Source organism: Pseudomonas sp. MWU16-30323, from assembly GCF_020515595.1.
GTDB lineage: Bacteria > Pseudomonadota > Gammaproteobacteria > Pseudomonadales > Pseudomonadaceae > Aquipseudomonas > Aquipseudomonas yamanorum.
The window spans coordinates 20,217-31,546 of record NZ_JAIWYM010000034.1 but is presented as its reverse complement, the minus strand read 5'-3'; the positions used below and the strand labels follow the sequence as shown (position 1 = coordinate 31,546).

The 11,330-nt window shown below is 59.1% G+C and carries 12 protein-coding genes; 7 read left to right on the top strand and 5 right to left on the bottom strand.

Annotated features, from left to right (window positions below):
- Positions 1-60: 60 nt before the first annotated feature.
- Positions 61-549 (bottom strand): DUF3015 domain-containing protein, encoded by a 489-nt coding sequence (locus tag LIY45_RS26405; RefSeq protein WP_017477815.1) that lies wholly within the window; start codon positions 547-549, stop codon positions 61-63.
- 267 nt (positions 550-816) lie between these two features.
- On the opposite strand from LIY45_RS26405, the gene LIY45_RS26400 reads away from it, so the two are divergent.
- The gene (locus LIY45_RS26400) at positions 817-3,255 is read left to right on the top strand and encodes an ATP-binding protein (protein WP_017477814.1); all 2,439 of its coding nucleotides are present in this window, start codon (positions 817-819) and stop codon (positions 3,253-3,255) included.
- 200 nt (positions 3,256-3,455) lie between these two features.
- On the top strand, positions 3,456-3,785 hold the full coding sequence (locus LIY45_RS26395; protein ID WP_017477813.1) for a hypothetical protein: 330 nt from the start codon (positions 3,456-3,458) through the stop codon (positions 3,783-3,785).
- A 1-nt stretch (position 3,786) separates the two neighbouring features.
- Here the strand turns inward: LIY45_RS26395 and LIY45_RS26390 are convergent, their stop codons facing one another.
- On the bottom strand, positions 3,787-5,622 hold the full coding sequence (locus LIY45_RS26390) for a hypothetical protein (protein WP_226478121.1): 1,836 nt from the start codon (positions 5,620-5,622) through the stop codon (positions 3,787-3,789).
- Between the two features lie 166 nt (positions 5,623-5,788).
- On the opposite strand from LIY45_RS26390, the gene LIY45_RS26385 reads away from it, so the two are divergent.
- On the top strand, positions 5,789-6,277 hold the full coding sequence (locus LIY45_RS26385; protein WP_003215853.1) for a TIGR00645 family protein: 489 nt from the start codon (positions 5,789-5,791) through the stop codon (positions 6,275-6,277).
- Between the two features lie 121 nt (positions 6,278-6,398).
- Positions 6,399-7,016: an FKBP-type peptidyl-prolyl cis-trans isomerase gene (locus LIY45_RS26380; protein WP_017477811.1), complete on the top strand. Its 618-nt coding sequence runs from the start codon at positions 6,399-6,401 to the stop codon at positions 7,014-7,016.
- A 54-nt stretch (positions 7,017-7,070) separates the two neighbouring features.
- On the opposite strand, the gene LIY45_RS26375 is transcribed toward LIY45_RS26380, so the two are convergent.
- The 3 genes from LIY45_RS26375 to LIY45_RS26365 form a co-directional block, all read right to left on the bottom strand.
- Positions 7,071-7,328: a hypothetical protein gene (locus LIY45_RS26375; protein WP_003215856.1), complete on the bottom strand. Its 258-nt coding sequence runs from the start codon at positions 7,326-7,328 to the stop codon at positions 7,071-7,073.
- 198 nt (positions 7,329-7,526) lie between these two features.
- Positions 7,527-7,868 (bottom strand): zinc ribbon domain-containing protein YjdM, encoded by a 342-nt coding sequence (locus LIY45_RS26370; RefSeq protein WP_226478120.1) that lies wholly within the window; start codon positions 7,866-7,868, stop codon positions 7,527-7,529.
- 187 nt (positions 7,869-8,055) lie between these two features.
- Complete coding sequence (locus LIY45_RS26365) at positions 8,056-9,024, bottom strand: polyprenyl synthetase family protein (protein WP_003215860.1); 969 nt, start codon at positions 9,022-9,024, stop codon at positions 8,056-8,058.
- 239 nt (positions 9,025-9,263) lie between these two features.
- On the opposite strand from LIY45_RS26365, the gene rplU reads away from it, so the two are divergent.
- The 3 genes from rplU to cgtA all read left to right on the top strand — a co-directional run bounded on the left by rplU (position 9,264) and on the right by cgtA (position 11,305).
- Positions 9,264-9,578, top strand: a complete 315-nt coding sequence (rplU, locus tag LIY45_RS26360) for a 50S ribosomal protein L21 (protein WP_003176051.1) — start codon at positions 9,264-9,266, stop codon at positions 9,576-9,578.
- Positions 9,579-9,612: 34 nt separating this feature from the next.
- Complete coding sequence (rpmA, locus tag LIY45_RS26355; RefSeq protein ID WP_003215862.1) at positions 9,613-9,888, top strand: 50S ribosomal protein L27; 276 nt, start codon at positions 9,613-9,615, stop codon at positions 9,886-9,888.
- Between the two features lie 193 nt (positions 9,889-10,081).
- Positions 10,082-11,305 carry an Obg family GTPase CgtA gene (gene cgtA, locus LIY45_RS26350; RefSeq protein ID WP_003215864.1) on the top strand — a complete coding sequence of 408 codons (1,224 nt, stop codon included), beginning with the start codon at positions 10,082-10,084 and terminating at the stop codon, positions 11,303-11,305.
- Positions 11,306-11,330: the final 25 nt, after the last annotated feature.

Here is an 11,330-nt window from a genome sequence, read left to right as displayed (position 1 = left end):
AGGGGAGGCAGGTCCAAAAATAATAAAACCCGTGCCTCGAAAGGCACGGGCGGGTCGAGCTTAAGCCTGGGTAGCGTATTTCGCCAGACGGGTGTCGCTTTTCAGTACAGCCAGGGTGTTGTTGTGCACGTCATCAGCAGTGACGTCAGCCTTGCTGAAGATTTGCTGGAAATGCTCGTGAGTCACAGCGGCAAAGTGCTCGCGGTCTTCAGGAGCAACGCCCAGTACCACGGCGTAGGTAGTCAGCGCTTCGCCGTTACCCTTGGCCATGTCTTCGGACAGCTCGTTCATCATGCCATTCATGGCAATCCACGATTTGCCACCGTAGGTCAGCTTGCTGTTGGTGTTGCAACCGTTGGTGCCCGAGGTCATGCCGAAAGTGGCGTTACCCGAAGTACCGTTGGTGGTGGAGGCCAGGAAGTGCGCCGGAGTGCCGCGTTGGCCTTCGAACAACATGTTGCCCCAACCGCAGTTCGGGCCACCTGGCGCTTCAGCCATTGCATTGAGGGAGACGACGGTGAAGAGAGTACCGAGAAGGATCCGTTTCATAGCTTTGTTCTCTTTGTGTGCAAACCAATGGACAAGGGTTCAGGTGCCTGACAGCACCCTAGGGGTCGGTTATTAGTCCAACCCGCAGCAGGTTGGAGTTTAGGCATGATCCAAGGGTTCCGTGACTTTTTGTGAAACAAGCCGGAAACACTCGGTTTTTTTACAGCCTCAAACCTGGGTCTATGCTTTCCCCAAGCCGTCCTTGCCAGCCGGCCCAACCCGGCGCCAGAATGCCGTCATCTGCCCCGCCTGATGTAAGGAAGCCCGATGCCTGATCCTGTTGCTGCCAGCTTGCGTCTAGCGCCCGAAGCGCTGACCCGTCCTTTTTCCGCTGAACAGTTCAGCTTCTCGACCACCAATGATTTGGAGCCCTTTCGCGGTGTGCTTGGCCAGGAACGTGCGGTCGAAGCCTTGCAGTTCGGCGTGGCCATGCCACGCCCCGGTTACAACGTATTTGTGATGGGTGAGCCCGGTACCGGGCGCTTTTCGTTCGTCAAACGCTACCTCAAGGCCGAAGGCAAGCGCCTGCAGACCCCGGCCGACTGGGTCTACGTCAATAACTTCGATGAGCCTCGCGAACCCCGCGCACTGGAGCTGCCTGCGGGCGGCGCTGCCGCGTTCATCTCCGATATCAATGGCCTGATCGATAACCTGGTCGCGACCTTTCCGGCCGTGTTTGAACACCCGACTTATCAACAGCGCAAAAGCGCCATCGACCGTGCCTTCAACCAGCGCTACGACCGTGCCCTGGATGTCATCGAGCGCCTGGCCCTGGAAAAGGACGTGGCGCTGTACCGTGACAGCACCAACATCGCCTTTACCCCGATGCTCGACGGCAAGGCCCTGGACGAAGCCGAGTTTTCGCAGTTGCCGGAAGCTGACCGCGAGCGTTTCCACACCGATATTTCCGAACTGGAAGAACGCCTCAACGAAGAACTCGCCAGCCTGCCCCAGTGGAAGCGCGAGTCCAACAACCAGATGCGCCAGTTCAACGAAGAAACCATCACATTGGCCTTGCAGCCACTGTTGGCGCCGTTGTCCGAGAAGTATGCGGAGAACGCGGCAGTCTGCGGCTACCTGCAGGCGATGCAGGTCTACCTGCTGAAAACCGTGGTCGAGCAGTTGGTGGACGACGCCAAGACTGACGCCCAGGCCCGCAAGTTGCTGGAAGAGCAGTATTGCCCGAGCCTGGTAGTGGGCCATCCGGTCAACGGTGGTGCGCCGGTGGTGTTCGAGCCGCACCCGACCTATGACAACCTGTTCGGCCGTATTGAATACAGCACCGACCAGGGCGCGCTCTACACCACTTACCGCCAGTTGCGACCGGGTGCGTTGCACCGTGCCAACGGCGGTTTCCTGATCCTTGAAGCCGAAAAGATGCTCAGCGAGCCGTTTGTGTGGGACGCCCTCAAGCGTGCCCTGCAATCGCGCAAGCTGAAGATGGAATCACCGTTGGGCGAACTGGGCCGCCTGGCCACGGTGACCCTCAACCCGCAAGTGATCCCGTTGCAGCTCAAGGTCATCATCATTGGTTCCCGCCAGCTGTACTACGCGTTGCAGGACGCGGATCCGGATTTCCAGGAGATGTTCCGGGTGCTGGTGGACTTCGACGAAGACATCCCGATGGTGGATGAAAGCCTGGAGCAGTTCGCCCAGTTGCTGAAAACCCGTACGTCGGAAGAAGGCATGGCGCCGTTGACCTCGGATGCGGTCGCGCGGCTGGCGACCTACAGCGCGCGGCTGGCGGAGAACCAGGGGCGCTTGTCGGCGCGTATCGGTGATTTGTTCCAGTTGGTCAGCGAGGCGGACTTCATTCGTCACCTGGCGGGTGATGAGCGCACCGACTCGGGGCACATCGAGCGTGCACTCAAGGCCAAGGCCACGCGCACCGGGCGGGTGTCGGCGCGGATTCTCGACGACATGCTCGCCGGGGTGATCCTGATCGACACCGCCGGTGCGGCGGTGGGCAAGTGCAACGGGCTGACAGTGCTGGAAGTGGGTGACTCGGCATTCGGCGTGCCGGCGCGGATCTCTGCATCGGTGTACCCGGGCGGCAGCGGCATTGTGGATATCGAGCGTGAAGTTAACCTCGGCCAGCCGATTCACTCCAAGGGCGTGATGATCCTCACAGGTTACCTGGGCAGCCGGTATGCCCAGGAATTCCCGTTGGCGATCTCGGCGAGTATTGCCCTGGAGCAGTCCTACGGGTATGTCGACGGCGACAGCGCTTCCCTGGGCGAGGCGTGCACCTTGATCTCGGCGTTGTCGAAGACGCCGCTCAAGCAGTGCTTTGCCATCACCGGCTCGATCAACCAGTTTGGCGAAGTGCAGGCGGTGGGCGGGGTCAACGAGAAGATCGAAGGCTTCTTCCGCCTCTGTGAAGCCCGTGGGCTGACCGGCGAGCAGGGGGCGATCATTCCCCAGGCCAACGTCGCGACGCTGATGCTCGACGAGAAGGTGTTGCAAGCCGTGCGCGACGGGCAATTCCACGTCTACGCCGTGCGCCAGGCCGACGAGGCCTTGAGCCTGCTGGTGGGCGAGCCTGCGGGTTCACCCGACGAGGAGGGGCAATTCCCCGAAGGCAGTGTCAATGCGCGGGTGGTGGAGCGTCTGCGGGCGATTGCCGAGATGATCAGTGAAGATGATCTGAAGGAAGCCGAGAAGGAACTGGCGCAGGAAGCCTTGGCAGAAGCCAAGCCGGTGTAATAACGACCGAAGGGGCCTGAATTCAGGTCCCTTCGGCATATTTTTGACGCCGTCGTGACGGCAGTCGTCCGTTGGTCCCCCGGCCTTGGTTTGTACCGGGTTTCTTCTATTCTCAGCTCAAGGGATATCCACAGGAGTCGCTGGATAGAAACAGTCTTGCCCTGCGAGGCTGAATACCGGATCTACCGAGGGTCGCCGCCATGTCGCGCAACCTCTGCCTTACCCGCCAGTGCCTGGGCCTGGTCACCCGTATCGAATGTTCCATTCGCCCTCTCGCGGGGGATACCGGGATGTGGACCTTGTTGTTTGCCGCCGGAATGACCGGTGAACAGCCTTCCACCATCAAGTCCCAAGGCCCGTTTCACGGACCTTTCGTGGCACAAACCATCCTTGATTCGATTGTCGAAAGCCTGACCCTGCACGGGTACGAACTGGCGGACGACCCGCAGATCTGGTGCCTGCACCTGCAGGCGCACTTGCGACAGCTCAATGGCGGGCGGCCGCAAGTGGTGGGGGACATGCATCGATAGGCTATTTCTGCGGCGCGGTGGCCTCGGGCGGCTTGTCCAATCGGACCTCAAACCCATACTCCACCGTATCCAGCCCGGTGCGCTGGTAGGTTTCCAATGTGGTCGGCTGGCCGTAGAAGTAATGCACGTCGAACAGCGCCGTGCCGTATTCCTCGGCGCGGTGGCTGACGCCGAGAATTTCCTTCAGGTAGTTGCCGCTGGCGTCCTTGGCATAGAACCGCCAGCTATCGGACGGGAACAGCTTCTGGTCGACAATCAGCGCGTTGTCCTTCAGCTCCAGGCCCTTGGGCAGTTGCCCGGCCGTGAGGCTGCCTTTTTCGATGGTGGCCAGGAACAGTGGCATTGACCCGACGGCAAACCCAGGGTTTTCGGGGAACAGGTTCAGGTCATAGGTGATGGTGCCGCGTCCCGGGTCGACCTCGTAGGCTTCGGCGGGCAGCTCGATCGGCTCACCGAGCTTGCCTTCCTCGTTGGCGGTGAGGAAGGTCACGGGGGCATCGCCGCCGCCCCGGTCTTCGCCCAGCAGGTCGTCGTTGAAGGTGTAGGGGTGATCGAACTCGATGTGTGCTGCGCTGGCGTCATCCACCGATTGGTTGATGGTGACGCTTTTCTTCAACTGGTCTTCGGAAAGCGTGGCGTCCTTGAGCCAGTCCGAAGCTTGGTCGTCATACACGGTGACGGGCATCGGCAACGGCTGTACGGTCTTCTCCAGGCTGTTCTTGTCGAAGCGCCGTACGGGCAGGTCGAGGTCCTTGCGGGTCACCGTGGCCTGGGAAAAGTCGAGGACGCTGACTTGCACGTTGTCGATCAGGCCATTGAAGTACACCTTGGTGTAGTGGCTGTTCTGCTTGTGTTCGAAGGCTTTCTGTTCGTCTTCCAACTGCTTTTCAAAGGCGTCGGACCAGGCCTTCTGCTTTTGCATTTCGGCCAGTTGTTTCTCGTAAAACGCCAGTTGGGCGGCGTTCTCGTTGATCGAGCCCGAGCGTGAGAGAAATTTGCCGGTGGTGTCGCGAGCCTGCACCAGCAGCGGGTTAGGCGATTCATCCATGACTTCCGGTGCCAGCGGGGCGCTGTTGGTCAGTTCGATTTCGGCGTAGTTCTTTTCGAGCGTCAGCAGCGTGACCGTGACGTTTTCTTCGGTGCGTTTGCGGCCCACGTCCTTTTTCGACAGGTCGAAGGTGAAGACTTTTCGTGGCGCGATGACTTCTACCTTGCCCTTGAGGGTGACGGGCTGCGGCTGGCTCTTGTTTTCAGTCTCGATGCCTTCGATGAACGGGTAGGTCACGGTCAGGTCATCGGGGTTGGTCAGGTTGGAGCTGGTGGGGCTCAGTTGGATGCCCGGGTCGGTTTCCGACCATTCAGGCTGGAAGGGGATGACCTTGTTGTTGCTCAAGGTCACTGACTGCCATTCCAGGCCGTGGGGGAAGGGGAACTGGTCGGGCATGTTGAAGTTGAACGGGAAGATCGGCTGCAGGTCCGTCAAGTAGTCCGAATGCGACGCCTTGCGCAGGACAAACAGGCCATTGATGTAGGTGTCCACCAGGGCCTGGGGCGTGGGGTAATGCTTGAGCAGTGCCAGGGCGTCTTCGCTGTAATCGGCCTCGATGGGCTTGGTGGCGAGCTTGGCCCGTGCCCGCTCCAGCAACAGCAGCGAGCCACCGAGCTCGGACACGGCGTCCTTGAGCTTGGGGTCCTGGATCGCGTCCAGGGACTGTTCGAACTTGGCGGTTTTCTCTTCAAGGCTGGCTTGCTTGTGTTCATCGCTTGGGGAGCAACCGCCGCCCACCAGCAACGCCGCGCACAGGCCAATGCTGGCCAAAGGGGATCGCACATCCATTATCTGAGTTTTCCTGTCCGACATCATCGAGCCGAGTTGATGAGCTCGACACTAGCAGAAAAAATCTTTTACAGATGCCGTACAGATCAGTTTTATCGACGGTTTCTGGCGTTTGCGTGCGGCTGGTATACTCGCCGCCATTTTTAGCCAAGCTGTGTGAGATTCAATGGAACGCTTTATCGAAAATGCAATGTATGCCTCACGCTGGCTGTTGGCGCCGATCTATTTCGGGTTGTCCCTGGGGCTGCTGGCACTGGGGTTGAAGTTCTTCCAGGAAGTGTTCCATGTGATTCCCATCGTGTTCACCATGAGTGAGTCGGATGTGATCCTGGTGCTGCTGTCGTTGATCGACATGGCGCTGGTGGGCGGCCTGCTGGTGATGGTGATGATCAGCGGCTACGAGAACTTCGTCTCCCAACTGGACATCGACGAAAGCAAAGAGAAGCTCAACTGGCTGGGGACCATGGACTCTTCGTCGCTGAAGATGAAGGTCGCAGCGTCCATCGTGGCGATTTCGTCGATCCATTTGCTGCGGGTCTTCATGGATGCCAAGAACGTCGATCCCGAGCATTTGAAGTGGTACGTGATCATCCACATGACGTTTGTGGTGTCGGCGTTTGCCATGGGTTACCTGGATAAAGTCACCAAGCATTAATTGCAGCCCGACGCTCCCCGTTGCCCGGGTGCAGGGCTCATCAAGGGCGTGGCTTGTGTGCTAGTCTGCTCGCCCTTTTAGTTTGGACGACACCTGTGTCGTCCTACAGCGGAGCCTTTCCATGTCCGAAGTTAATCTGTCCACCGACGAAACCCGCGTGAGCTACGGCATTGGCCGTCAGTTGGGCGACCAGCTGCGCGACAACCCGCCACCGGGCGTCAGCCTGGACGCGATCCTGGCTGGCCTGACCGACGCTTTCGCCGGCAAGCCTAGCCGTGTGGACCAGGAGCAAATGGCCGCCAGCTTCAAGGTCATCCGCGAAATCATGCAAGCCGAAGCTGCTGCAAAGGCTGAAGCGGCTGCTGGCGAAGGCCTGGCTTTCCTGGCTGAAAACGCCAAGCGTGACGGCATCACCACCCTGGCTTCCGGCCTGCAATTTGAAGTGCTGACTGCCGGTGACGGTGCCAAGCCGACCCGCGAAGATCAGGTGCGCACTCACTACCACGGCACCCTGATCGACGGCACTGTGTTCGACAGCTCCTACGAGCGCGGCCAGCCTGCAGAATTCCCGGTTGGCGGCGTGATCGCCGGCTGGACCGAAGCCCTGCAGCTGATGAATGCCGGCAGCAAATGGCGCCTGTACGTGCCGAGCGAACTGGCTTACGGCGCTCAAGGCGTTGGCAGCATCCCGCCGCACAGCGTTCTGGTGTTCGACGTCGAGCTGCTCGACGTTCTGTAAGACCTTACCTGCAGGAGCGAGCCTGCTCGCTCCTGCAGTGTTTTGCGCGGTTGCTCATGGATGAAACTTGCCATTGAGATCCGTCACTGGGCGCAACGCCCGGGCATAGCAGAACAGAAACAGATTTCTCACCACTTCCTTCAGCACACCAGGTTCACTGGAACTCAGGCCATTGACGTCCAGGTCGCCCTGATCCTGCAGTTCGCTCAACGCTTCTTCTTCCAGTACCGCGCAGACTTCACCGGTTTCCCGATGGAGGATTCGCAGGTAAGGGTGTGGACGGTCCAGCCAGGCATCGATCAAATAAGTCATGGGAAGCATCTCCTTGATGGGTTTCAATGAGAATAATTCTTATTCGTAGAATAGCAAGTGCCTATTGGCGATTTCCGGACTTTTCTGTGTGGATATTGTTTTTGATCAAAAGGCCTGGCCTTTTGCCGCCAGTGCGGAAGTGACGCGGGGGAGGGTGAAGCGCCATCCCGTGCAGGGCACGAGATGGAGGCCGCCGGTTCAGACCTTGCGGACGAACTCGGACTTGAGTTTCATCGGGCCGATACCGTCGATCTTGCAGTCGATATCGTGGTCGCCGTCGCACAGGCGGATGTTCTTGACCTTGGTGCCGACCTTGACCACCAGCGACGTACCTTTGACCTTGAGGTCTTTGATCACGGTGATGGTGTCGCCGTCCTGCAGGACGTTGCCCACAGAGTCTTTCTTCACGGAATCATCGCTGGCAGCCTCGGCTTCGCCACCGATGGTCCACTCATGGGCGCATTCCGGGCAAATCAGCTGGGCGCCGTCTTCGTAGGTGTATTCGGAATTGCATTTCGGGCAGGGTGGCAACGTGCTCACTAAAGCTCCTTTGGTTTCAGGATGGCTAAAAGCGTACATTATATAGGGTTTTAGCCGGGCAGGGTGCAGCAACGCCAGAGAACGCTGTGGGAGCTGGCTTGCCTGCGATTGCATCACCGCGGTGTGACAGACAAACCGAAGTGACTGCATCGCAGGCAAGCCAGCTCCCACATGAAGCAGAGCAGAATCAGTGCGTGCGGGCGACCGCAAACTCACTCAGCTCAACCAGGGCGTCCCGGTATTCGCTGGCTGGAAGGGCTTCCAGGCATTGGATGGCGCGAGCGACGTAGTCACGGGCCAGTTGCGCGGTGTATTCGAGGGAGCCCGAGGCTTCCACGGCTTCGCGGATGCTTTCCAGGTCTTCGATCCCGCCTTTCTGGATCGCCTTGCGCACCAGGGCGGCCTGTTCCGGCGTGCCTTCGCGCATGGTGTAGATCAGCGGCAAGGTCGGCTTGCCTTCGGCCAGGTCGTCACCGACGTTCTTGCCCAGGGTTTCGGCGTCGCCGCGGTAATCCAGCAGGTCGTCTACCAACTGGAAGGCCACGCCCAAGTGATCGCCGAAGGTGCGCAGGGCTTCGCTCTGCTCGGGCGTTGCTTCGCACAGGGCCGCGGCGCTGTGGGTCGAGGCTTCGAAGAGCATCGCGGTTTTGCCGCGAATCACTTCCATGTAGGTTTCTTCGGTGGTGCTGGCGTCGCGAACCTTCGACAGTTGCAGCACTTCGCCTTCGGCGATGATGCGCGTGGCCTGTGAAAGAATCTTCATCACCGGCATCGAGCCCAGCTCGACCATCATCTCGAACGAGCGCGAGTACAGGAAGTCGCCCACGAGTACGCTCGGCGCGTTGCCCCACATCGCGTTGGCCGTCTCGCGACCACGGCGCATGCCGGACATGTCGACCACGTCGTCATGCAGCAGGGTGGCGGTGTGCAGGAACTCGATGGTCGCGGCCAGCAGGCGCAGGTCATCGCCTTCACGGCCCAGGGCCTTGCCACACAGCAACACTAATAAAGGACGCAGGCGTTTACCGCCGGCCGACGTAATGTAGTCGCCAATTTTGGAGACCAGCGGCACTTTAGAAGTCAGCTGCTTCTTGATGATGCCGTCGACGGCGCTAAAATCGTCCGCCACCGCGCGGTAGAAAGCTTGGGGTTGCATCAGCGACAGTCGCTCCAGAAGGGTTGCGCGGCATGCTAGGACCCGCGTCCCCTAGTGTCAAGGCGCGATAGACGGCCACTTGCAACACCTCCATAGCTTGCGTACAATCGCGCACCCTGAACTTCCTGGGCAGCACCTGCCTTACGCAATTGCATTCGGGACGTCCATCCCATGCAGCCATGCCAGCCAATACCTCTTCTTATAAAGCGCTGGGTGAGCAGGATTATCGGAGAAATACCATGTCGTACGCAGTAATTGTTACTGGTGGCAAGCAATACAAGGTCGCCCCAGGTGAATACCTGAAGATCGAGAAGCTGGAAATCGCTACTGGCGAATCCGTTACTTTTGATCGCGTTCTGTTGGTCGCCAATGGCGATGACGTGAACATCGGCGCTCCAGTTGTTGCAGGCGCTACCGTTGTGGCTGAAGTGATCTCCCAAGGTCGTCACGATAAAGTCCGCATCATCAAGTTCCGTCGTCGTAAGCACCACATGAAGCGTATGGGCCACCGCCAGTGGTACACCGAGATCAAAATCACCGGTATTCAGGCTTAATTTCAGCCTAATTCCTCACTAGGAGAATTGACTCATGGCACACAAAAAAGCTGGTGGTAGTACCCGTAACGGTCGCGACTCAGAAGCCAAACGCCTTGGCGTGAAGATGTATGGCGGCCAGGTTATCATTCCGGGCAACATCATCGTGCGTCAGCGCGGCACCCAATTCCACGCCGGTTACGGTGTTGGCATGGGTAAAGATCACACTCTGTTCGCTAAAATCGACGGCGTGATCAAGTTTGAAGTAAAAGGCGCTTTCAACCGCCGTTACGTGAGCATTGTCCCGAAGACTGAAGTCGTCGCGGCATAATTACGTAGTTGCTGGAAAAGCCCTGTCTCGCGACGGGGCTTTTTCGTTTGTGGGGTGAGTCTCTTGCAAAGCTGTTTGTGATGGGCGAAAGCAGTGGATTTGCGGTCGTTGCTTGAGGTCGCTGCGCTCATTTTTGCAAGAGTCTTATGTCTTGGTTTCTTAAGCTCGTCCGTGTGGCGAGAGGCGTTTTGTTATGAAGTTTGTTGATGAAGTTTCGATCCGAGTAAAAGCTGGCGACGGCGGTAACGGTTGCATGAGTTTCCGTCGGGAAAAATTCATCGAAAACGGTGGTCCTAACGGCGGTGATGGCGGTGATGGCGGCTCGGTCTACATGATCGCCGACGAAAACCTCAACACCCTGGTGGACTACCGTTACACCCGGCACTTTGATGCCGAGCGTGGCTCCAACGGCGGCAGCACCGACTGCACCGGTAAAAAAGGCGAAGAGCTGGTACTGCGGGTTCCGGTCGGCACCACCGTGATCGACTCGGCAACCCAGGAAGTCATCGGCGACCTGACCAAAGCCGGTCAGCGCCTGCTGGTGGCTCATGGCGGCTGGCACGGCCTGGGCAACACCCGTTTCAAATCCAGTACCAACCGTGCACCACGCCAGACCACGCCGGGCAAGCCTGGCGAACAGCGTGACCTCAAGCTGGAAATGAAGGTGCTGGCTGACGTGGGCCTGCTGGGCTTGCCGAACGCCGGCAAAAGTACGTTCATTCGCTCGGTATCTGCTGCCAAGCCGAAAGTCGCCGATTACCCGTTCACCACCTTGGTGCCAAACCTGGGTGTGGTCAGTGTCGACCGCTGGAAGAGCTTCGTGGTGGCGGACATTCCGGGCCTGATCGAAGGTGCTTCCGACGGCGCGGGCCTGGGGATTCGTTTCCTCAAGCACTTGTCCCGTACCCGTTTGCTGTTGCACCTCGTTGACATGGCGCCGCTGGACGACACCAGTGCGCCGGACGCCGCTGAAGTGATTGTCAGCGAGCTGACCAAGTTCAGCCCGTCCCTGGCTGAGCGTGATCGTTGGTTGGTACTGAACAAGTGCGACCAGATCCTCGAGGAAGAGCACGAAGAGCGCGTCAAGGAGATCGTCGATCGCCTGGAATGGACGGGGCCGGTGTACGTGATCTCGGCCATTGCCAAAGAAGGCACTGAGCGCCTGACTCGCGACATCATGCGTTACCTCGAAGACCGTGCCGATCGCCTGGCCGCCGACCCTGTCTACAAGGCCGAGCTGGCCGAGCTGGATCAGCGCATCGAAGACGAAGCCCGTGCCCAGTTGCAGGCGCTGGATGATCAGCGTGCCCTGCGTCGCAGTGGCGTCAAGTCGGTCCATGACATCGGTGACGACGATTGGGATGAGGAAGACGTGGATGATGAAGACGGTCCGGAAATCATTTACGTGCGCGACTGATTCGTTGCAGTAAACTTAAGCGCCG